Source organism: Oryzophilus luti (assembly GCF_059726245.1).
In genome coordinates this window covers 1-22391 of sequence record NZ_AP040874.1, presented here as the reverse complement: position 1 = coordinate 22391, position 22391 = coordinate 1, and the positions used below count along the sequence as shown (strand labels likewise).

Annotated in this window: 16 protein-coding genes; 5 read left to right on the top strand and 11 right to left on the bottom strand. The window is 55.3% G+C overall.

The features are described from left to right. Positions 1-65 precede the first annotated feature (65 nt). From AC6IZO_RS00080 to AC6IZO_RS00060, 5 genes are all read right to left on the bottom strand, one after another. Entirely contained in the window at positions 66-2387 is a 2322-nt protein-coding gene (locus AC6IZO_RS00080; RefSeq protein ID WP_497806733.1) for an RNA-binding domain-containing protein, read from the bottom strand. A gap of 162 nt (positions 2388-2549) precedes the next feature. Next, a complete protein-coding gene (gene hsdR / locus AC6IZO_RS00075) occupies positions 2550-4976 on the bottom strand; it encodes an EcoAI/FtnUII family type I restriction enzme subunit R (RefSeq protein WP_497806731.1) in 2427 nt (808 codons plus the stop codon). A 9-nt stretch (positions 4977-4985) separates the two neighbouring features. Further along, positions 4986-6194 carry a restriction endonuclease subunit S gene (locus AC6IZO_RS00070; RefSeq protein ID WP_497806729.1) on the bottom strand — a complete coding sequence of 403 codons (1209 nt, stop codon included), beginning with the start codon at positions 6192-6194 and terminating at the stop codon, positions 4986-4988. Continuing rightward, positions 6191-7645 carry a type I restriction-modification system subunit M gene (locus tag AC6IZO_RS00065; RefSeq protein ID WP_497806727.1) on the bottom strand — a complete coding sequence of 485 codons (1455 nt, stop codon included), beginning with the start codon at positions 7643-7645 and terminating at the stop codon, positions 6191-6193. Before AC6IZO_RS00065 ends, AC6IZO_RS00070 begins: the two co-directional genes overlap by 4 nt. 216 nt (positions 7646-7861) lie before the next feature. After that, on the bottom strand, positions 7862-8419 hold the full coding sequence (locus AC6IZO_RS00060) for a hypothetical protein (protein ID WP_497806725.1): 558 nt from the start codon (positions 8417-8419) through the stop codon (positions 7862-7864). 482 nt (positions 8420-8901) lie between these two features. On the opposite strand from AC6IZO_RS00060, the gene AC6IZO_RS00055 reads away from it, so the two are divergent. The 5 genes from AC6IZO_RS00055 to AC6IZO_RS00035 all read left to right on the top strand — a co-directional run bounded on the left by AC6IZO_RS00055 (position 8902) and on the right by AC6IZO_RS00035 (position 11949). Continuing rightward, positions 8902-9081 carry a hypothetical protein gene (locus AC6IZO_RS00055; RefSeq protein ID WP_497806723.1) on the top strand — a complete coding sequence of 60 codons (180 nt, stop codon included), beginning with the start codon at positions 8902-8904 and terminating at the stop codon, positions 9079-9081. Next, positions 9081-9395, top strand: coding sequence for a GIY-YIG nuclease family protein (locus tag AC6IZO_RS00050; protein ID WP_497806721.1), 315 nt, complete (start codon positions 9081-9083; stop codon positions 9393-9395). Before AC6IZO_RS00055 ends, AC6IZO_RS00050 begins: the two co-directional genes overlap by 1 nt. 1 nt (position 9396) lies before the next feature. Continuing rightward, the gene (locus AC6IZO_RS00045; RefSeq protein ID WP_497806719.1) at positions 9397-10440 is read left to right on the top strand and encodes a rolling circle replication-associated protein; all 1044 of its coding nucleotides are present in this window, start codon (positions 9397-9399) and stop codon (positions 10438-10440) included. 43 nt (positions 10441-10483) lie between these two features. After that, on the top strand, positions 10484-10690 hold the full coding sequence (locus AC6IZO_RS00040; RefSeq protein WP_497806717.1) for a helix-turn-helix domain-containing protein: 207 nt from the start codon (positions 10484-10486) through the stop codon (positions 10688-10690). A 77-nt stretch (positions 10691-10767) separates the two neighbouring features. Beyond that, on the top strand, positions 10768-11949 hold the full coding sequence (locus tag AC6IZO_RS00035; RefSeq protein WP_497806715.1) for a tyrosine-type recombinase/integrase: 1182 nt from the start codon (positions 10768-10770) through the stop codon (positions 11947-11949). A gap of 709 nt (positions 11950-12658) precedes the next feature. Here the strand turns inward: AC6IZO_RS00035 and AC6IZO_RS00030 are convergent. The 6 genes from AC6IZO_RS00030 to AC6IZO_RS00005 all read right to left on the bottom strand — a co-directional run bounded on the left by AC6IZO_RS00030 (position 12659) and on the right by AC6IZO_RS00005 (position 22174). Continuing rightward, positions 12659-13354: a hypothetical protein gene (locus AC6IZO_RS00030; protein ID WP_497806713.1), complete on the bottom strand. Its 696-nt coding sequence runs from the start codon at positions 13352-13354 to the stop codon at positions 12659-12661. 112 nt (positions 13355-13466) lie between these two features. Next, a complete protein-coding gene (locus AC6IZO_RS00025) occupies positions 13467-14480 on the bottom strand; it encodes a glycoside hydrolase family protein (RefSeq protein WP_497806711.1) in 1014 nt (337 codons plus the stop codon). A gap of 79 nt (positions 14481-14559) precedes the next feature. Further along, positions 14560-15531 (bottom strand): hypothetical protein, encoded by a 972-nt coding sequence (locus AC6IZO_RS00020; RefSeq protein ID WP_497806709.1) that lies wholly within the window; start codon positions 15529-15531, stop codon positions 14560-14562. Beyond that, positions 15531-20537: an RHS repeat-associated core domain-containing protein gene (locus tag AC6IZO_RS00015; protein WP_497806707.1), complete on the bottom strand. Its 5007-nt coding sequence runs from the start codon at positions 20535-20537 to the stop codon at positions 15531-15533. The genes AC6IZO_RS00020 and AC6IZO_RS00015 overlap by 1 nt, the downstream gene beginning before the upstream one ends. Positions 20538-20714: 177 nt before the next feature. Beyond that, positions 20715-20984 carry a PKD domain-containing protein gene (locus AC6IZO_RS00010; protein ID WP_497809996.1) on the bottom strand — a complete coding sequence of 90 codons (270 nt, stop codon included), beginning with the start codon at positions 20982-20984 and terminating at the stop codon, positions 20715-20717. A 524-nt stretch (positions 20985-21508) separates the two neighbouring features. Further along, the gene (locus AC6IZO_RS00005) at positions 21509-22174 is read right to left on the bottom strand and encodes a hypothetical protein (RefSeq protein ID WP_497806705.1); all 666 of its coding nucleotides are present in this window, start codon (positions 22172-22174) and stop codon (positions 21509-21511) included. Between the last annotated feature and the right edge of the window lie 217 nt (positions 22175-22391).

Genomic DNA, 22391 nt, shown 5'->3' with positions numbered 1-22391 from the left:
GTCAAGGCTCCCCATCGAAACCGCGTGAACTGCTCTTCTTGAGTGAGGTAAGGCGCTGGGCTTTATCAAAGTTCCCATGGCTTCACTCCCTGACTTCGTAGTTCAGCTGCTTCCAATATCCGGTTTGTTCGCAAATAAGCCAACAATAGGAGTGAGCGAGCAAACTCCCGAGTTTTCTGGCTCGAATGATTCTTGAGCGGCTCCAATTCCTCAATCACAAGCTCGAATTGTCCTTTCTTTGCCAACATCACACCAAGTGCATGAAGCGTTAGTGCATCATTAGGTGATTCGACAAGCGCAATTCGAAAATTTTGTATTGCTTGATCCGCGCCCTCAGGATCTCCTGAATCACGAAGCAACATTCCCCATTCACGAAAGATCAATGCTCGTTCTTGACCATGCGCTGGGGCATTCCCCGCGGCAATTTCGTAGAGTCTAAGCGCTTCCGTAAGTTTTAACAGCTTATGCCTGTTGAACTCCGCATACTGCCGTGCGGCTTTCCAACTAGTGGGGTTGCGAGCTAACGCTTGTTCGTAAAGAGATTTGGCGCTCTCGAAATCACCTCGCCGCTCCGCGCCTTGCGCTAAATCAAGCAACGCAGTTTCTGATCCTGCTTTCCCCTGACGTACCTCACGAATAACGACTCGTTCGCGAGCATCTTGTATATCACGTGCCTCAAAGTACTCAGACAGCCGCCCACGGATACGATCTTCCAGTCCTTGCTCACGCGCTATATCACTTCTAACAAATGCGCGCGTGATGGGGAGTAGCGTGTACGAATAATCATTTCTATCGGGGTCGAAGAGCCGATGCAAGACAGAATCGGTGAGCAAGTCTTCAATAGCATCCGTAAGTTTAAACTGCGCAATCCCCGTTCCCACTAGTATTACCTCGGCAGGGATGGGACGCTGAAATAGTGCGAGGACTTGGAGAACACTCCGTTCTGTGCCTGTCATTGCATCGAACACGCGTCTAAAGCAGAACTCTAGTAATTCCTCTCCATGTTTATCCGATACTTTGATTCTTTCGGCAAGGGATATCGCTTCGCTAGCGGAGCTGCACCTTGAAAGCGTCCACCTTATCGCTAAAGGCAATCCATCGCAGACTTCGCCTACCTTCTGTCGCTCCGCAGAGGTGAGCTCTCCAGCGTACGCGAACCCAGGCAGTGTTGCGATTGCGCCAATGAAATCGATAATTTCCGCGGAAGTAAGTGCGCCGACTGTTACAGGATGCACCGATACACGAACTGAGGTCCGTCTAGACGTTGTAAGCGCGCGAACTCCCACCGGAAGCGAATCCAAGAATTGAATGATCCGCGCATCGTCAACTGTCTCAAGATTATCCACAAATAACAAACCATTACTGCCTTCAATCAGGCCACGAACTGCGGACTCTTTTTTGTTAAGGCTCTCCGCCTTGATGTCTGGAAAACTTAAGACATCCAAGATGCCATCCAAGAGTGCCTCAAAACTTGTCAGTGCAGGTTCTAGACCTCGAATCCCTGTTGTTGTGAGTTCTCGGTCCTTTGCTGTAATTGACACAATAAAGCCAAACTGTCGCGCATCGTAGGCCTGAAGGGCCGCCCACGTAGCAAGAGCTGTTTTGCCGGTTCCGCCGACCCCTACCAGTGATGCAATTGCTGATCGTGGATCACTCAGGGCCTTCTGAACTTCCTCGCAAGGTTTTTGCCGCAAAACAAAGTGATGATAGTCAGGGCTAAGAATTCGAAAGAATGGTTCATCCACCGCGTACGGCTTTCCCAAGGTGATGATACCGAGCTTTCGTGAGAATTCATCTGCCTCCGTCCTCTTCAGTAAACGAGATGAATCGTTTTCCCTAATTGCGGATTCTCCCGCAAGAAAGATTCTCTTTCCTTTGACGGTTGGGGCATCGCCTCGAAAACGTTCAAGAACTGGCCCTCGTGGCGGAACCAGCGCAATACCGAGATATCGTTGATCGGCTTCAATATGAGGCCGATAGAATTCCACCCAAATACGATCAGGAAGAAAGCGCCTGATTTGATCGTTGAATAGTTTGCTATCTGGGCGATTAATGGCACCGCAAAAGGAGTAGTCACGATCACGGATTCCGAATACGATCACTCCGCCGCGGTTGTTGTGAAATGCAAGGACGTCAACCGCAATTTGCGCCCATTCCGCAGAGTGATCTTTGCCTACTGAGGGACAGCTCCCTTTGTAATCCCACAACTCGGTCTCCGATGCAAAACCGGGCCGCACCATTGGAGGATTGCCCTCAAACATTAGTTCTGTGATTATTGAAATATCTCTCTGCCGAACTGCACACGCAAAATCTTCAAGAGGAGACGGCATTTTCGCCTTCCTTACCGGATATACATGTGCTGGGCATAAAGTCTGCACCAAGCTCATGTCCCCATCACGTGAAGTGTACGGCAATGAAACTAGGGCCACAGAATTTAGCCAAGCGTGTTCTCGTTAGCTAAACCCTAACCTTCATCGCTAACTCCAACCGACACCCCGCAACCGAGTGTGCCTTCCCCAAGGAGGCACACTCCCATTGCCAGTGCTGGGTCAGGAGCGAGAATCAGGCGAAGCGATGATCTTATAAAGATACTTCTGAAACCCTCCGAAGAGCGCTCCTATTTCTTCCGGCTTACCTAGATCGGCAATTGCATCTGCGATGGAGTTGTCGTACTTGAGCCGCAGTAATGGTGTGAGCTTCTCCATCCCGAGTTCTTCAACGCCAACGCCAACGTAATGCGCGAGCACAAACTCCAGAAAGGCTCTTTGCTTCGTCGTGAACTGCTCGCCAATTGCGACCCGCGCACGGGTTGCTCGCTCCTCGCGGGTTAGCGTCGGCATGGCATACGCGACATACGCAAGAACATCGAACAAATCGCTCTTTTCGGCGTCGATAATCTTCTGCATCTCGGCAAGCTGGTCGCGGCCAAATCCGTTCTCTGCCAGCCCGTCGAGCAGTTTGCGTCGAGTTTCCGGCAGGCTCCACAGTTCGCGAAGTTCTTCTTCGTTCTTGAAGAACTCCGGCAGCTTCCCAAACATTGCCTCCATGAATTGCTGCGCCGACATTGGCGTTCCATCCGGATGCCAAAAAGTTGTTGCAATCATGTGCTGGATGTTCCGTTCTTTGCCGTCCGCCAGCTTTACCTTCGCCTTCTTCTTGCGCTCACACACGCACGGACGCTTGCCACACTTCTCGCACGACTCCTTGGGGCACACACAAGGCAGTTGACCACATTCAGGGCAGGGCTTCGGTTCCGGCTTGGCGCATTGGCAAGGATAGAAGCCGCATTTCTCGCACGGCTCCGGCTCCATAGGTTCGCCATCCCACTCAGGATCGCTGAAAAGGTGATATGCCTTTACGAAGTCGTAGATCGTGAAATAGTCCTTACCGTCGTAAAGGCGGGTCCCACGCCCGATAATCTGCTTGAACTCGATCATGGAGTTGATCGGGCGCATCAGCACAATGTTGCGGATGTTGCGTGCATCCACGCCGGTCGAGAGCTTTTGCGAAGTCGTCAGGATCGTCGGAATCGTCTTTTCGTTGTCCTGAAACTCCCGCAAGTGCTGATCGCCGAGAGTCCCATCGTTTGCCGTCACTCTCTGGCAATAGTTGGGATCTGTACTGGTCTTCATCTGATTGATCAGATCCCGCACGGCCAGGGCATGGTCTTGCGTCGCGCAAAAGACGAGAGTCTTCTCCCTTTGGTCAATCTGCTCCATAAACAGCTTGACCCGGTGCGCTTCGCGCTCCTTAATCTCGATGATGCGGTTGAAGTCTTCTTCGGTGTACCGCTTGCCGTTCTCGACCTCGCCTTCCACAACCTTGTCGTCGGGCGTATAGACGTATTCATCCAGCGTGGTCGAAATCTGCTTTACCCGGAACGGTGTGAGGAAGCCGTCGTTGATTCCCTCTTTCAGCGAATAGATGAACACCGGTTCGCCGAAGTATGCGTAGGTGTCGGCGTTCTCCTGGCGCTTCGGCGTGGCAGTCAACCCAAGCTGCACCGCCGGGGAGAAGTACTCCATGATGCCGCGCCAGTTGCTCTCGTCGTTCGCGCCGCCCCGGTGGCATTCGTCAATCACGATGAAATCGAAAAAGTCCGGCGGATACTCGCCGAAGTATGGCGACGGCTTTTCATCCTTCGGCGGACCGCTCATGAAGGTTTGGAAGATCGTAAAGAAGACGCTGGCGTTCTTCGGTACCTTCCCCTTCTTGCGAATGTCTTCCGGCTTGATACGCGCCAGGGCGTCATCCGCAAAGGCCGCGAATGAGGTGAAGTCGTTATACGCTTGATCGGCCAGCGTGTTTCGGTCGGCAAGGAACAGGATGCGTGGCCGCCGGGTTGGCGAACCACTCTTTTTCCAGTCCGTCAGGTTCCACCGTGCACTAAACAGCTTCCAGGCAATCTGGAACGCAATAGAGGTTTTTCCGGTGCCGGTGGCGAGGGTCAGCAGAACGCGGTCGCGGCCATCTTCAATAGCCTGCAGAACGCGATTGACGGCAATCTCCTGATAGAAGCGAATCGTCCATGTGCCGCTCTTATCCGGGTACGGGATGGCGGCGAAGCGGTCGCGCCATGAGTTGGCGACGGCGAAGGTTTGCTGCCAGAGCTCATCCGGAGTCGGATAGCGAGAGGTCTCGCCTTCCTTGCCGGTCAGCATATCGATGCCGTAGATGCCCTGGCCATTGGTCGAGTATGTAAAACGGAGGGCGAGCTTTTCGGCGTAATCCTTGGCCTGTGCAACGCCCTCGGTCAGTTGCTTGTCCCAGGCCTTGGCCTCAACAACTGCGAGCTTGGTGTTCCGATACTCCAAAACATAATCCGCCGTCAGCGGCTTTCCGCGACGGCCTTGGCCTTCGATGCGCCCCGGCACAATGTTGAACTCGCGCCGAATACGGCTCCCCTCTGTCACTCCCCATCCGGAGGCTTTGAGGGCCGGATCGATATGTTCTGCTCTGGTTTCGGATTCGTTCATGTTCGTTTCTTATAGTTGACCGGTGAATGCTTGGTGCAAAAGTGACTTCTTGAGTTCCTCAAGGGCCACGAGCTTTTGCTGGTAGATGGATTCGAGACGCTTGGTCTCTTCTCGAAGATCGTCGAACTGAGCAACTATGGCGCACTGTTCTGGTACAGAGGGAACGTGGAGCATTACCTCCTTCGCCGCAGTTATATTGAAGTGCTTCTGGGCTGCTCCTACAATCTTTCCGAGGACGAGTTGCTTTCCAAAAGTTGAGTTGAAAAATGCTGCGAGGAAATGCGGATTCACTTCATTGCCAGGACGGACAATTACCAAATCGCTGCAATTGGAATCCGGCAGGTCAGGTGGAATGACCGCAGCGGTTCCGGGATAGCCAGTTCTCACAATCGCAAGATCGCCGGGGCGCAGTTGAGATTTCTTGAGAGCATGATGAAACGACTCATCGATGTACATGGCGTTATCCATCGAAATCTCAAATGGGCGTATGTTTTGAGACCTCAGGAAAGGGATACCAGTTTCCTTATATTCTGTCTTCATAGGTCCGACATGACCAACAGTTATTTCAGAGCAAAGCGAGGCCAATTGCCGGTCCACCCACCCTTTGCCGCGTCGGGTGAACACCAATTGAAGCTGACTTTCAAAAATTGCGCGGGCATTCTGGAGATTCTTTTCGGCGTTGGATTTGGCGGTGGCAATACCCTCAAACGCTTCATCGAGAATGCCGACAATCCGCTTCTGCTCGGGAAGTGGCGGGACAGGAATTCGATAGCTCTCAATAAACTCCTTTGAGACCCGTTGCTGACCGACTGCCCCTCCCATCCGCTCAGCGCCCTCGGTACGAAATTGAGGGCGAGATAAAAAGTAGTACAGAAATTCTTTGTCGAGGCTAGCCGAAGGTCGAAAAACCATGAATTCACTTGAGCCAAAGCCGACACCATTCTTTAGACCAGTTGCAATTCCGAGTTTTCCGTTCTCGAAGCAGGGGGTAATCTTGGCGAGGACTACGTCGCCGTCTGCGAAGTACGTATAACTCCCAACAACTGAGGAAAGGGGTTTGGCCTGGGACACATTAAGGAACTTGCGGTCAATTCCTAAATCTTCCATTGGCGCAAACGAGACCAATCCATCCGCAGGGACACGTTTGCGAGCTTCCGCCTTTGAAGGCCTAATCTCACAGACCTCCGCCAAGGTTCTGGTCTGCCATCCATTCTTCATAGCAGCGCCTTTATGCTTTCCAGCACTTCGGCGCTCTCGGCATCAAGCGCGGCAATCTCCTCCAGAATCTCCAGAGGAGTGCGGTGCTTTACTTCTTCGCCGCCATTCGGATTCTTCACGGACAGATCGAAGGTGTTCTTGTCGATGTCCTTTGCGTCAACGCTCCAGCTCTTCGGAGAGTCGGCGGAAGTCTTCTGCAATTCAATAAACTCGGCGAGGTCGTCGTCGTTTAGTGGATTCGTTTTGCCAAGGCTGCGGCCCGGATCAAGCTGGTAGTACCAAGTGTTGCGCGTGGGCGCGCCCTTCTCAAAGAACAGCACCACGGTCTTGACGCCCGCGCCCTGGAAGGTGCCGCCGGGACAATCCAGAATCGTGTGCAGGTTGCAGCTTTCCAGCAGCATCTTCCGCAGACTGACCGAGGCATTGTCACTGTTCGACAGAAATGTATTCTTAATGACCACGCCCGCACGGCCACCCGCCCGCAGCATCCGGATGAAGTGCTGCAAGAACAAGAATGCCGTTTCGCCGGTACGGATCGGGAAGTTCTGCTGAACTTCCTTGCGCTCTTTTCCGCCAAATGGCGGATTCGCCATAATCACGTCCACCCGGTCCTTTTCCTGAATGTCGGCAAGGTTCTCAGTGAGCGTGTTGGTGTGGATGATGTTCGGAGCCTCAATGCCATGCAGGATCATGTTCATGATCGCGATGACATAGGCCAGGGACTTCTTTTCCTTTCCGTAGAAGGTGCGCTCCTGAAGCGTCTTCAAGTCCTTGGTCGTCAGCTTCGGCTTCGCGCTCAGGTAGACGTAGGCTTCGCACAAGAACCCGGCAGAGCCCACGGCACCGTCGTAAATCTTCTCGCCGATCTTCGGCTTCACCACCTGAACGATGGCACGAATCAGAGGACGCGGCGTGTAGTACTCGCCACCGTTGCGTCCGGCGTTGCCCATGTTCTTGATCTTCGCTTCGTACAGATGCGAAAGCTCGTGCTTCTCAACCTGTGAGCGGAAGCGCAGCCCGTCGATGTGGTCGATGATCTCGCGCAGATTGTAGCCGCTCTGAATCTTGTTCTTGATCTCGCCGAAAATCTCACCAATCTTGTACTCGATGGTGTTCGGCCCGCTTGCCCTCTGCTTGAACCCTTGCAGGTAAGGAAACAGCTTGAGGGTTACGAAGTCGCGGAGGTCGTCGCCGGTTTGCGCTTTGTTGTGGTCAAGCGTGCCGTCCTTCTGCTTCGGCGCAGCCCAGGTGCCCCACCGGTAGGGCGCATCGAGAATGTGGCTGTACTTCTTGCCTTCGAGGGCAGCCTCGGCAGCACGATCCTGCTCAAGATCGTCCAGGTACTTAAGGAAGAGCAGCCAAGAGGTCTGCTCGGTGTAATCCAGCTCGGTGGTGCAACCGGCTTCTTTCCGCAAAATGTCGTCAACGCTCTTGAATACTTGTTCAAACATAAGAATGATTGTGGACCCTAGAATTCTGCTTGCCCGCGAACAGCAGACAAGACCATTTCTTTCAGCATGATCTCAGGGAAAAGCTATCTGTGACGGTCAGAATACACGTGATGCCCCGCCGACAATGCCTAGCACTTTCACGCTGCCGCTGTGGAGATGATACGACTTGGGCGATAGGGGAAAAAGAGAGAACTCTGAACGTTCCCAGAGCCGCGCCTACTTGGGCTCAGCGAGACCTCGAACGAATGCGAGGGCCGTTTGAAAATCTCCTTCTTCGTGACTGCCCCGATCATCCCAAATTCGCTGGACTGTGCTTTCGCTCAGATTGAAGCGCATTGCAGCGCGCTTCTTCGCGACCTCAACTGAACAACCACTGACAATTAGATTACCAATACAGGCGATAACCTCGGCTTGCTTCTGCAAGGGGATGCTCGGCCGCCCACTTGGTATCGGTGGCAACAGTCTTTCGCTCCGTTCTGCCGCTGCCCGCATACCAAAGCGCGTAAGCTGTGGGAAATACTTGAGCACCGTGAGAATGATCCTCTTTTCCATAGGGGAAGGATCGGAAAGCCGCCCAAGCACTTCCCTCGCGCTCTCGCGGGTCCGCAGTTCCTTCGCACCCTCCAGAAAGAACTCCAATATCTTGATGTGCCTCTCCATTGCGGCCTCGTAGGTCGGCGCCCCCGTATCGCGCATAAGCGCGTCCAGGAGATTCATCACTTTGTCGAGGAACATTGGGTCTATTGGCTTCGATACGGCCTTCTGATCTTCCATGCGCTCCCTCAAATCTCCCGCCTATTTTGAGCCATTGACAGTCACAATCCAAGCCGATTTTGGGCCGCTGGATCGACAAACTCCTCTTCGAGATGAGACACCCGCTCTCACAATAGCGCTCTAGTTCTTCGCATACGCATACCACAGAGTAAGAACCATCAACTGACAACGAAGCAGGGCTTCGTGAATTGGAGAAACACTATGTCGACATGCGTGCGGTGCGATCAACCGGCGGGCTATTCACTCAGTCTGCTGCTCTCGACGAAGCGGATTCGCCCCAGAGCTCAAAAGTGCTCACAAGCAATTTCTCTCTGCGCGAGCTGTATACGCGCTTCCGCTGAGGCGCTGAAAGACTTCACCCTGCCAGAGCTTGGCAAGCGCCTCTCAGACGTGCATACGTGGGTTGAAACCCATTCGACGTCTGCTGCAAATGCCTCCCAAAGCACACAACCTGCCCCAACCTCCAACCACGAGGTGGCGCGATGAAGCGGAAGAAGAAGCCCGCAGGGGATGGCTATGCCTACGAATTTCACGGCTCGTACACCGAGAAAGACAAGGCAGAGCGTAAGGCGAAACGGCGCGGGGGATGGCTTATTAGCCGGATTCCGCGCGGAACCAGTAAGCGGCGCTTCATCGTGCTTACGGAAAGGGTGCCCTTCTAATGCGCTTCTACAACCATCGGCGGCACGGACACGTTACCGGGACGGTCTACCTGATTCACTTTGACCGGCGCTATCACCGCGCGCAGCACTACATCGGCTTCACTACCAACGTCGCGGAGCGGATCAAGGCGCACAAAGCTGGGCGCGGGGCTCCTTTACTCAGGGCCGTTACAGAGCGCGGCATTCGCTGGAGAGTTGCGCGGTTATGGCGCAGCAAGGACGGCCACTTCGAACAGGAACTCAAGCGGCGCTTCGCCTCGCGTGACCTGTGCCCGGTCTGTTCCGGGCCGCACGCGCACAACAAGGGGAACTGATATGGGCACCAAGTTTGCAGGACACGGCGCAACTCAGAGCGGGCAACGGTTCCTGGACAGCTCCGCCCCGCGACTTATACGGCACGCCGCCTCCTGCGAAGCGGCAGGCGGGAAGTTGGTAGTCTTCCTGCCTGCCGGTAAGGATGAAAAGCTGTCCCGGGAGTTTGAGGGCGGAGCCCTCATCGGGCGCGCAGCGCCCGTGCCTTCTTCACTTGACCAAATAACGAATAATCGAAACACAGAGCCTCATGACCTTGATGCGCGTCCCCAAGGACGAGGCAAGCATTGTGGCAGGTTTTCAATCAGAGGGGTTGACCACAAGACCGGTACGGTTCGGTATCGCCGGGTGAACTGCGGTTCGTGGTCGTGTTCCTATTGTGGCCCTTGCAAGGCAAAGCGTATGCGGCGGGCAATCCGCGAAACAGCCGCAGCGGTTGACCTGTCCTATTTCCTGACGCTTACGCTCGATCCTTCGAAGCTTGGGAGCGCCGAGGATTCCGTAAAGCACATTCGGGAAGCGTTCAACAAGTTCCGCACCTACTTGCGTCGTAAGTTTGGCGAGACTCCAAAGTACATTTGCGTGCTTGAGTTCACGAAGAACGGACGCCCGCACCTTCACATCCTGATTGATCGTCGAATCGAACACAGATGGATCAGTGAGACTTGGGACAAGCTGGGCGGCGGGCGCATCGTTTGGATTGAGCACGGAACCATTCGCAAGGTTTCGCATTACCTGGCCAAGTATCTGACGAAGGAATTGCTGCTCTCTGCTCCCAAGGGGACACGCAGAATCACGTGTTCGCGCGCAATCAAGCTTTGCCCGAAGTTCAAGTCTGAAATTAAGTGGGAGTTGCTGAAGCATTCCATCTGGTTCGCTCGAATGCTGCGGGATGACTCTGCCGAGCATCGGCAGCAACGTCTATTCACGATCATCGACGTTCAGCTTGACGAAGAGGGATTCCTTCAGGCTTTTGCGGTGCCGCTTGAATCACCGCCGCCGGGTCCAACGCTTGCAAAGCTTCAAGGCGACGGCATCAAGGCTTGACCGGGTGCTCATAGCAGGACTTGAGAGGTTGGGGGATCACGACATGCGAATGATGGAAGAGCGAGAAATCACGCAAGAGTACCTGACAATTGCCGAGGTCGCGGAACTTCTGCGCGTACCGGTGTCGTGGATTTACGACCGTACGCGGCGCGACGGCTGCGAAAAGATTCCGCATATCAAGCTTGGCAAGTACCTCCGGTTCGAACCGGACGCGGTGCGCGCCTGGGTACGGACGCTGCGGGAGAACTAGCCTTGTCCTACGCCACCCGTAGCACTACACTTCCAACCAGCGCAGAACCGCCTAAGCGGATCAATCGTGGAGAACGAATGATCCGTACAAAGCGATTCCAGCAAGGCTCGCTCTCGAAGCGTGGCAAGCGCCCCAAGGTTTGGGTGCTGCGCTGGTGGGATGAAGCTGTGCAACCGGATGGCACCGGTAGGCGGATTCGCCGCTCCGAAATTCTCGGAACGGTTTCCGAAATTCCCACCCGCAGTGATGCGGAGCGGCTGGCAGCCGATCGGCTCCATGCCGTGAACTCTGAAACCGCTCAGCAGCGGCGCAACTGGACTCTCCGGTCCTACATTGAAGACCGGTGGCTTCCGGAAGTGTTGCCCACCGTGAAGCGCTCGACACAGAACCATTACCGATACGTTGCCAACGTCCATTTGATTCCAGAACTTGGTGATATGCAGATGCGCCTTATCACTCGCCATGAAATTCAAGACATGCTCAACCGTAAGCGAGCGGCTGGTCTTTCTTGGCGAACCGTGAAGCACATCCGTGTAACGCTTGGAACCGTCTTAGGAAAAGCGGAAATCGATGAGTTGATCGATTCGAATCCGGTTCCGAAGACAAAACTTCCCCGCCGGGGGTTGCAGCCGGAACGTGTACCGGTTGCACCGGGTAAGATTCGAGAACTTCTCGAAGCGCTTCCGGAGCCCTCGCAAACGATTGCTACGTTGCTCACCATCGGTGGGTTCCGGATCGGTGAAATTCTCGCCATCCGGTGGAAGGATGTAGACCTTGAAACCGGGTTGATTCGCGTCCGGCAAAGCGTCTACGAAGGAACCTTCGACGAACCGAAGACACAACGGAGCAAACGGGATGTTCCTTTAGGTCCCATTGGCATTGCCGTGCTCAAGGCTCGCAAGCCTGAAACGTGCGCCCCGGATGCGCTTGTTTTTCGAACGCGCCTAGGTTCGCCACTCAGCCGACGCAATCTTCTCAACCGGCAACTGAAACCGGTTTGCGAAAAGCTCGGCTTGAAGGGCGTCAACTGGCACTGGTTCCGGCACGCGAACGCTACGCTGCAAAGTTCGGTGGGAACGCCTCTCGGAACGATTCAGCAGACGCTCGGACACGCATCTTCGGAAATCACGCGCGATGTTTATCTGCACGCGGTTCCGGAGGACGCACGCAAGGCGGTCCGCTCCGTGGAAGCGCTTATTGGACCCAAAAGGACCCAAGTTTCTGAGTTTGGAAAATTGGTGACGTCTGTAATTCAGTGATTCTGTGGGATTTAATGGTCGGGGAGAGAGGATTTGAACCTCCGACCCCCTGGTCCCGAACTCTGAAAAGAAAAACTCTAAGTGCTTTGCTGCGTGTCGCTTAGGGGCTTGAAAGCCGTTCCTTCTCTCGCTCGTTTGTACCGGAGTTGTACCGAATGGCAATCCTCACCAAGGGTGTCAACTGAAATGAAACAACGGCTAACGCACCTTCGCAAACTTGCAACTACCAATCAACGCCAAGAACCTGGCCAAAACCTCGTTCTATAAAAGCGGCACCGAAAGTCTGGAGATACACCGGGGGCAAATACGCTCTGGGCGGATGCATATTGCCCTTCTTCTGCCACCAACCTTAGAGCTTGGCGGGAACGTCCCACTCCGCAAAGACAAATTCACTGAGCGGCTTGCGGGTTCGCGGCGCTAACTCACGCTGCCGAAGTCGATCCGGCAACGAATCCGGGTTGACAAAATAGCCGATGGCCCAGCAGGCACCGATCGCGAAATCTACGTAACCAGTGACACTGCTAACTCTCCCCACCCTCTCGCTTCGCGAGAAGGATGGGGCACCCGAAACACCTATTTCCGAAAGGCTACGCCACCCGCCAAGATCACCAGGCCAGCGACCACCACTCCCCGCCACGCATGAGCCAGACAGAAGCCTGCAAACGCATCTTCCCAAGCCCCGCCAGAAACGCAAGGTTAAACCTCACGACTACTGGTGCGCGGTTGGTTCAAAAATGCTCGTTACCCTGAACTGCCCATCCGGCAGCGGGCCAGATATCCATACGACCCCGTCCCCTATTGCTACACCATCCGTCATAGAATCGAGCGCCCAGGTCTGCTGTTCGGCAATGGACTTTCGGAGCGAGGAAGAGAATATCTTGTCATATTCGAGCAAAGCTTGATGGGAGTCGTGGATCAGTATCGTCTTTCCTTTTCCGTGATAACGTAACGGGTATGCCACCATCCCGGCAACCTTGCTTCTCTCGTCGCTGGCAACCGCAATTTTTAGTTCGTTAACAAAGTCTCGAACCATGTAGCAATCCTGGATCGACATTCCGGCGCTTCTGAACCGCGATATGCCTATTCCAGTGACCCTAAATTGACCATCTTTCAGTCTTTCGAACCAAGCTTCTCCGCAACCGAAAACAAATGCGTCATCGTCAGCCCGAAAGTGCTCAGCACTCTCGCCTAGGACGGCTTTGATCGCCCTCGAATCCCATATTTGGTCAAATTCTCTGCTGAATACTTCCTTGTCAACGTCCCTCCTTGTCTCACCTTCTCCCACCCTCAAGGGGAATCGCGTCAGGCCAAGAACCTTGGCTTGATCTCTAGCCTGAAGCGCCTGCTGCAAAGACTTAGCGAATTCGGCCGGCGAGCCCGGCATCCGCGGATGTCCATCGGCCATTTGACTTCCGCTCTCCGTGACGGCTGCCGTACCGGATCGCTTGTCGTTGCACCCGCACAGCGCAAGCAGACAAAGACACCACAACAGTACAGACGAAAACGTCACGCACGCGCTACTGGATCGGATGCCCATTTGATGTATAGTCTCCGTTGTTCCACAGATTCTTCTCATCCTGCCGTCGGCCCCGAATGCTCGGAGGCACCAACCAGCCCATAAAGCCGTCTCCGGCTAGTTTGTAATTTCCTGTGTTGAGTTGCTTCAGCAGAACCGAGCTCGCGAGTCCGCCTTTCCCGGTCTTGGCATTTCCGCCACCAACGGTGAAAGTGAAATCAATTAGGGCATCTAGCTCTCGCTGTGCGAGGCCAACGTGAACTTGACGCTGGATTGCAGAGAGCGCTCTGAGCTGGACATCCTTGAACAAAAGGTCCTCTGCATCTCCTCGGTCGAATCCCGTATATGCGGCGAAATCCTGAACCTGGCAACGGCCGTCGCGAATCTTGTGCCCCCAGCCTATAGTGCAGTTCCCCGTCGCTGATCCGTCTTTGTCGTATGGTTTCAAAATGGGCTGCCCACGTCTGCCTTCATGCCACTTAAGAAACTCTTCCCCACGATCGCTTTGCGCCGTAGCGCCCCGTGGTTCAGCACTTCCGCCCTTTGCGTATTGAGAGGACTGAAGGGTAGCAAGTGCATAGATCGTCGCACCCACAGCAAGGGCTTCCACAACCGAACCAAGGTCAAAGTCATTGCCACTTCTATCAGTCCGGTCGGCTGGATCGTTCCCAGTGAATACATGCTTATGCAAGGTGGTTGGATCCTCGTCGTCGCCTTCTTCTGTATCCATCCCCCAGAACCTACCGCTGCGGACGTCGAGGTAGCGGGCGCGGTTGTAGTAGAGCCCGAGGTCCGGGTCGAACTGCTCACCCGCAAACAGATAGTTGTTCGCCGTTGAGCCTGTCGAGCTGATCAGGTTGCCGAAGGCGTCGTAGTCGTACGTGTCGGTGACCGTGCCGGACTCGCTGAACAACTGCCGCACCGAGCCGTGCCCATCGAAGCCGTACCAACTTCTCGCCCAGCCACTCAGAAGCAGCGCTGCACATTGTGCCGTGATTCCGTTTTCAAAGAACAACCCCACTCAACGAGCAGCGAGCGGAGTGGGCCACCGGCCCCCAGAGTTGGAACTGCGCCAACTCTGGGCCACCCGTCCTTCAACAGAAGTACTTGTGCGAGAAGTACTCTGCTGCTCTCAGCTTTTCGCTATTGAGAAAACGTTGGGTCACGGCGGGATCTCGGTTTATGTAAATCTGCCAGGCGGGATCGTCGTGCCGAGGGATGTAAATCCATGGGGCGGATTCCAGAGCTTTGAGTCCGAAAGAAAGACGGTCCTTGTTGACGTAGTCAGCGACACGGGCAAAGTCCTGCAAGGCTAACCAACTGATCCTTTCATCCAAACCGGAAGCAGTGACGATGATTGTCGCACTGCTGTTGAGGTATTTACTGAGGGCATGCTCATCATGAATGCGGACCCACCTCCGCCGAACCACGCCAAACTGATACCCCTCTGCTTCGGAGACTATCTCTACTTGCGCGGGCAGAGTGGAGATAGAATCGTGCCGTTCAACACTCAGGGCCAAAGCCGAATCGCATCGACCACGTCCCTGCTCCCACAAGGCACTCGCGCTGGACTCTTGCGGACAGCGAAAGATAGCACCCCGGAACTGTTTGTCTCTTAATTGCTCGACTGTGTAACAGGACACAGCCAGGTTGCGGGGTCCTAATGCCAAGTAGTTCGTCAGCTTTGCAAAACTCGCATCGTCAGAAGCGATTAGGGTCATCATCAGCCCTGTGCCGTAGACACCCCACGGTATCAGGGACCACGAATACCCCTGGCTCAACTTCTCAACGTGTGCACATCCATCAAGGTAGGAAACACCGTCTTGGTGCGCCATCTTCAACACCGGCGGGATTTCGCTCCCCGTTTGCGGCCCGTGTAGATACCAATCCCGTCCATGCGTCTCCCATTGGAGCGCTTCTTTCACGAGTTCAGGGAACCGCTGAGGAGGCTTCTCCTCGTCGTCCTCGCGCACGGATGCACCGGGAAAAACATGTTGCATCGCCTCTAGGACGGGAAATAGTTCTTCTCGGAGTAAGAAACAAGCAACTCTGCCAATCATTTTCATCAATCCTTCGGAACCTGATAGTTCAGCCAACGACCGTCATACCAAGAATCCAGATCGTTGCCGGTTGGACCTTCGTGCCCTGGCGCGATAAGCGGAATAACCAAGTCAACGTGGAACAATTGCACCTCGCTGACAGTTCCTCCTGAGAAGCCCATGCCGAGCAGTGCACCTCCGCCTTGAGTTGTTATTTTCAGTTGTCGTCCGGCAACCTTTAGCCCCGTTGAAATAGGAGGGACTTTTCCGACAAAGCCTGGGAGATACAGCAGTATCGCCGCATCCGACGCTGTGAATGCACGAGCAAGCTTGGCATCCTTTGCCGGGCTGAGGAGATTCGTCTTTGCAATTCGGAGTGCATTCTTCGAAACGGATTCAAACAGTTGTAAGGGGAAATTCACAGCCTCTTTCCCAAGTCTGTCAATGGCAGCAGATTCGACTTTGCTCGCAAGACCCAAAACTCCTCCACTTCCCTCAGTGGCAAGCAATATGCCGAGATCCTTAATCGCTCCCAACAAGTCGATTACAGTAGAAACCTCGTCCTTGATCCGAACCATTCTCTGAACACCGGATATCGTCTGCAACGTCTCGCTAATAGCGCTAGCAATATCCAGTTCAGCGATGCTTTCGTGTCCCGAGGGATCACTCCGGTTAGCTGGATTCGCATCTGCGTAGAGATACTTGTGCAGCGACGTCGGCGACTGCGGATCCCCCTCGAAGTTATCCATCCCCCAGAACCGGCCGCTGCGGACATCGAGGTAGCGGGCGCGGTTGTAGTAGAGGCCGAGGTCGGGGTCGTACTGCTCGCCAGCAAACAGATAGTTGTTCGGCGTTGAGCCTGTCGAGCTGATCAGGTTGCCGAAGGCGTCATAGTCGTACGTGTCGGTGACCGTGCCGGACTCGCTGAACAACTGCCGCACCGAGCCGTGCCCATCGAAGCCGTACCAACTCAGGTTCGAGTCTACAGTTTCGAGTTTCGAGACCAGTTGCAGGCCCCACGTGTAGCTGCGCGCCACGCTGCCCGGCTCCAACTCCTCCAGAACCTGCGCGTAGCCCGTCGGGTTCAGCATGTCCACTAGGTAATTGGTCGTCTCCCCGCCCACGGTTTTCGACACCCGGTTGCCGTCCCCGTCATAGACGTACGCGATGCCCCCGTTCTGCACCAGGTGGTTCTCAAAGTCGTACTGGTTGGCGATGCCTGCCTGCGACACGATGTTTCCGGCAGCGTCCGATACGTCGGTTGCAACCCGGTCGTTCGCATCGTAGTTCCACAAGCCCGCAGGCAGCGCCGAAACGGTCGACGTCATCTGCTGGCGGTTGCCTACTGTGTCGTAGACGTAGCCAAGGCTTCCGTTTTGAGACGGCGCTCCGGCAATGCTCTCCGAAGTCAGCCGGTACAGGTTGTCGTAGCCGTAGGCAACAGTCCGCCCGCTCAGCTCCGTGACCGACGTCCTGTTCCCCGCCGTTCCCAGCGTGTATGCGTAGCTGGCAATAGAGGCTCCCTTTGACGCGGAGGACATCCCCGTCAGCCGGTTCAGCGCGTCGTATTGGAGCGCGGTCTGCATGCCGTTCGGGTAAGTATAGCCCGCAAGATTACCAACCTCGTCATACCCATAGATGGTGGGCGACTGGCCGGGAACGGTGACGGTCCACAAGCGGTTCAGCTTGTCGTAGGTGTACCCCATGGCCGCACCGTTCGTGTTCGACGAGCTGATGGAGGTCACATTGCCCGCTGCATCATAGGTATAGGAGATGGCGCCGAACGGCGTCTGCTTTGAGGCGAGCCGGTCGGTTTGTGGATCGTACGTATAGGTGGTGGTGCCTCTGGCGTCGTTCATCGACTGGCGCTTGCCGCTGGCGGTATAGGTGAAGCTCACCTGCGCCGCGCCAAGCTGGTTCTGCGCAAAGTACGGATCGGCGGTCTTTGAGAGCAGGCGGTTGGCAGCGTCATAGACGAAGGTTGTCGTGCGCCCGTTGAAGTCCGTGTGCGAAGCCAGGTTGCCATTCGGCTCGTAGGCGTAACTTTCCGTCTGCCCCATCGGCAGCGTACGTCCTGCGCGACGGCCCTGCGCGTCATAGGCGAACCGCGTTGTGTGGTTGTTGGCGTCGGTCTGCGCCACGCGGTTGCCCAGCTCGTCGTATCCATAGCTTGTAACGAGGTTAAGCCCACCAGCGTCCTGCGTGACCGAGATCAGGCGCCCGAGAGCGTCGTAGCCGTAACCGGTAACCACGCCGGCCTGGTCGGTCTTTAACGTCATGCGGCCAAGCGCGTCATAGCCGGTAAGGGTGAATGTCTTGTCCGGGAAATCCACCCGTATTTGCCGGCCATTCGCATCGTAGGAATAGGCAACGATGCTGCCACGCGCGTCGGTAACCGAGGTTTGCTGCCCGACGGCATCGTAGGTAAATGTGGTCACGTGGTTTAACGCATCCGTTGTGCCCGTTCGGCGACCGGCATCGTCATACGCATAGCTTGTAGTGTTTCCGTTGCGGTCCGTCGTGGATACAACCCGGCTCGCCGCATCGTAGCCGGTCGTGCTGCTGGAACCATCCGGATACGTCGTGGCTGTCAGGCGGCCGGCGTCATCGTAGGCGTAGGAGGTGGTGTGACCGCCGCGGTCGGTGTAGCTCAAACGATGGCCCTCGGCATCATAGGTGGTGCTGTCGCTGGTGCCATCCGCATAGGCAGTTGAGCTGAGACGACCATCATTGTCGTAGGCATAGGAAGTCAGGTTGCGCTTGGCATCCCACGTCTTGTCCTGCTTGCCAATGCTGTTGTAGTGGACTTCCGTGTAGCTTCCGTCCGCAGCGGTCGTCTTCGTCACGCGGTTGTTGCCATCGTACTCGAACTTGGTCAACAGGCTCTGCCTGGTGCAATTGGCGAGCGTGCGCGTTACCGTCTGCGAGAGCTTATTGCCATTTGCGTCGTAGGTGTACGCACTGGTGTTGCCCAGCGCGTCGGTTTGGCTGACTAGGTTTCCACCCGCGTCGTACCCAAAGCCTGTCGTGCCATTCAGCGGGTCGGTCACCGATGTGACAGTGCCGTTGCCGTTGTAGGAATAGCTGGTGACCTTGCCGCTCGGGTCCGAGGTGGTCAGCAGATTGCCCTTTGCATCGTAGGTGTTGGTCGTAGTCTTGTTCAGCGGATCGGTAACGGTCAGCGCCTGCTTGCGCGAGTTGTACGAATATTTGGTTGTGTGCCCCAACGGGTCCGATTGCGTCAGCACATTGCCAAGCGTGTCGTACGTGTAGTTCGTCGTCAACGCACGACCACCGATACTAATGGTCTCTGAAAGCTTGTTGTCATTCGCGTCGTAGGTGTACGACGTTACATTGCCAAGCGGATCGGTCTTGCGCGTGATGTTGCCGTCGTTGTCGTATTCGTACAGCGTGACCTTGCCAAGGCGGTCCGTGATCTGCTCGTTGTTGGCCGAGAGATTCGGATTGTAGGTGATCGTTTTGCCATTGGCGTCCGTGGTCGAGGTCAACCGACCACTGTTGTCGTACTCGCTGCGCACCGCGGCAACCCCACGTGGGTCCTTGATGGCTTTCAAGTAGTGGTTGTTGTCGTAGTCGAAGGTGGTCTGGTTCTGAGCACGATCAGTGACGCTCGCAAGGTTGCCAGTGCCGTCATAAGCGTAAGCAATCTGCGCACCCGCCGGATCGGACACCGAAAGAATGCGCCCTTGGCTATCCCGCGAGAACGCCACGCTAACGCCCGTTGACGACTGAACGCCGTTGCTATTGAGTACCAATGCATTGCCGTTCGGGTCGACGACCTTCGTCGCACCTTTGCCGAGGTCAAGGTAATAGACGTACCCTTCGGCCGTTGTCAGCTTGAACTGAGTGGCGTCATATGCGTTGCCGTCATAACCGAGCAGATTCACGACGCCCGGCACCGGACCGTCGACCGTCACATCCCCGCCATCCAATAGCTCCAACTTTGCACCGGCGGTATTTGACCCAGTGGAGACCTGCGCAAATGCAATGTTCGTAGCAAGCAGCGGGCCATAGGACTGGCAGTTCTTCGCCGTGGTCGCCGCAAAGCGGTAGACGCGCCCATCAGGGAATGTCGCACTCACCGTGTGATTTTTGGCAGACTGCAGACAGTATGCGTCCGCATATCCACTCCACGACAATTCTTCGTCCCATGAAGTTCCCAGTGCTCCGCCATTCTTCTGAACGCGAACATTCGTAACAGCCAGCCTCCATCCGTTACCGAAGTCTCCCTGTGTCCGATCTCGTGAATCGTACGTCCGAGTGATGGTGATCGGCAGCCCCGGCAAGGGGACGCTCAGATCGCTAAACGCGATGGAGAATGCGCCAAGCTTCAGATTGCCGTCAACTGTGATGCCAGCGGTGGTGGTTGCAGACTGACCCCATTGATCCGTGGTAGCCAGGCGAACGGAGTAGTTGCCATTCAGCATGACTGACGGATCGAGAGTCCCGAGAACTCCCGACGAAGGACCGGTTCCAGATGCAAACGTTTGATAGGCACCGACACCGTTGGCGGTAATCGGAGCGTATGACAACGTCCAGGAACCTGAGGAAATCGTTCCACTGATCGCAGCGGGCGATTTGAGATCAAGACCATCGGTGAGGGAAAGCTGAACCGCAGGCACTGGTCCTGGCTGCGACTGAACAGTGATTGGAACTGTCGCAGTCGTTGAAAGCTGCGAATCGCTTGCGACGAGTTGGAAGACATAGCTCCCGGCCTGGGTGAACGTAACTTTTGTAGTGCCTGAAGTGGGCGCCGCGATCACAGCCGTGGCGGGCCCGCTTACCTGCGACCAGAGCAGACTGACGGTACTTCCCGCCGGCAACCCATCATCGGCCACGGCTGCCACAAATGTGACCGCGCTGCTGGGCAGGGTCACGGCACCAGGCGCCGACACTTTCAATGTCGGAGGCTGGTTGACCTGACCTGTACCGCCCCCCTGTGATGCAGGGTTTACTACTACTGTTGTTGTGGAAGTGGTGGTGTACTGGCCATTGCTGGCCGCAAGTTGCAACAGATAGATTCCACTCGCTGTAAAAGTTGCCGTCGTGCTCGCAGCATATGGATTCGCAAATGCCACGGTCGCCGGTCCACTGATCTCTGTCCAATAGATTGTGAATTGTCCCGTGGAAACGCCAACAGGCCAAGCGGCGCCGCTGAGAGTTGCGGCAGTTGTTGGCAACGTGATGCTCTAGCTGGCACCGGCGTTCGCATAGGGCGCCTGAGTTGTGCTGCTGGCGCTTGTTGCATTCACCGGAATTGTGATTGAAATGCTGCTCGTGTATTGGGAATCGTTCGCGCTCAATTGGAGAACATATGTTCCACTCGTGCTGAATGTAACCTGCGTTGCAGCAGCCGATGGTGTGGCGAAAACAGCAGACGCAGGCCCACTCGATTGCGTCCAGCGAACAGAGAGTGTGCCATTCGGCAGGCCGTCGTCAGTTGCCGTACCGTTCAGCACCAGCGGGACTCCAACAACTGCCGGCACTAAAGCAGACACCGTCACAACCGGCGGCTGATTCTGACTGCTTGGCACCGCATCAGTCACAACGATTGTGGTGGTTGACGAGGTGTTGTACTGCGAATCGTTCGCACTGAGCTCAAGCACGTACGTGCCCGACACGGAGAAAGTCGCTGTTGCAGTCGGCTGGCTAGCATCGCTGAAAACGACAACGCCAGTACCAGAGACAACGGACCAGCGGCTTGTCACCACGGAACCAACTGACCTGCCCCCATTCTCCGATTGACTGCGATCAACCAACTCTCAGGAATCTGTGTCACCTCCAATCACCTCTCATCGCAGCGTGCTCTTACGGGAACTGCCCTCTATCTATGCCTTCACGCGAAAAGCGGCTATAGCCGGGTCGGGTTCGCCAAAGTGGATTGTTAGCCTATCGTCGTCGGACTCAGGGTGAGCTTCCACAACAATCTCCTTTATCAACCTTCCCTGTGAGAGCATCCACCGGAATGGATTTTCTCCCACCTTCATTCCATAGTCCGTTCGAAATCCTTAAGGGTCATCGTTCCTGCCATAATCTCCAAGAGTTTCCGTGCGGACATCTCTACGGAGCCTCCGCATGAGAGTAGTCCTAAATGTCTTCCCGTCATCCCGTTTTTCCTCTTCATGTGCAGCATCGCGTTCACCGGGCTCTGCTCCGGAGTCGGTAGCTGCGCGGCAAGATTCGCGACCAACTCTTGGACTGCGTCTTTATCATTGCCAGTGTCCTGGCCAAAATAGAGTGAAGTTTGTATGAACCGTTGAGCCTTCTTGCCGAACGAACCACTCTCGTCAACCACCACAAAGATTGCAACGAACGACACTGAACGGTGCTGCCTTAGAAAATACTGTACAACCTCGTCAATTGTGTAAGAAGCCCAATGAGTCCTTCGATCATGTAGAATTTGGCAACCAGCATCACACAAAAGTATTCCACGAAGACCCGTAAACCCAGATCTGTTCAGCTGGTCTGCCTTGTCGCTGAGTGCGTGATACACGGGGTTTTGATCAACGACGGCAGCATGTGCGAATGCAGGATGGCTGCCACCGCCAAAACCACGCCGGTTAGGGTCGTACTGAATTCGCACCGATGTGTTTTCTCGATTTACCTCGTAAGCCCGTGACACATCTGGGTTCTGGCGCACCGTCTCCATGAACTTGTGGAATTCAGTAGAGCATGTTTCATAAATAGGTTCGGCCTCAGATCAGATACTTACGCGTGAGGCGGGTTGACTGATGAGCTTTTGTCATGAAGAAGCGGCAGAAGCTGTTGACCGATGAGCAGTGGGAGCTGATTGAACCTTTATTGCCTCCGCCGATTCGGCGCAGGGATAACCGTGGTAGGCCGTGGGCGTTCAACCGGGCGTGTTA

Coding starts and splice junctions, on each gene's coding strand:
- AC6IZO_RS00080 (WP_497806733.1), bottom strand. CDS start 2,387: ATGAGCTTGGTGCAGACTTTATGCCCAGCACATGTATATCCGGTAAGG.
- hsdR (WP_497806731.1), bottom strand. CDS start 4,976: ATGAACGAATCCGAAACCAGAGCAGAACATATCGATCCGGCCCTCAAA.
- AC6IZO_RS00070 (WP_497806729.1), bottom strand. CDS start 6,194: ATGAAGAATGGATGGCAGACCAGAACCTTGGCGGAGGTCTGTGAGATT.
- AC6IZO_RS00065 (WP_497806727.1), bottom strand. CDS start 7,645: ATGTTTGAACAAGTATTCAAGAGCGTTGACGACATTTTGCGGAAAGAA.
- AC6IZO_RS00060 (WP_497806725.1), bottom strand. CDS start 8,419: ATGGAAGATCAGAAGGCCGTATCGAAGCCAATAGACCCAATGTTCCTC.
- AC6IZO_RS00055 (WP_497806723.1), top strand. CDS start 8,902: ATGAAGCGGAAGAAGAAGCCCGCAGGGGATGGCTATGCCTACGAATTT.
- AC6IZO_RS00050 (WP_497806721.1), top strand. CDS start 9,081: ATGCGCTTCTACAACCATCGGCGGCACGGACACGTTACCGGGACGGTC.
- AC6IZO_RS00045 (WP_497806719.1), top strand. CDS start 9,397: ATGGGCACCAAGTTTGCAGGACACGGCGCAACTCAGAGCGGGCAACGG.
- AC6IZO_RS00040 (WP_497806717.1), top strand. CDS start 10,484: ATGCGAATGATGGAAGAGCGAGAAATCACGCAAGAGTACCTGACAATT.
- AC6IZO_RS00035 (WP_497806715.1), top strand. CDS start 10,768: ATGATCCGTACAAAGCGATTCCAGCAAGGCTCGCTCTCGAAGCGTGGC.
- AC6IZO_RS00030 (WP_497806713.1), bottom strand. CDS start 13,354: ATGGCCGATGGACATCCGCGGATGCCGGGCTCGCCGGCCGAATTCGCT.
- AC6IZO_RS00020 (WP_497806709.1), bottom strand. CDS start 15,531: ATGAAAATGATTGGCAGAGTTGCTTGTTTCTTACTCCGAGAAGAACTA.
- AC6IZO_RS00005 (WP_497806705.1), bottom strand. CDS start 22,174: ATGGAGACGGTGCGCCAGAACCCAGATGTGTCACGGGCTTACGAGGTA.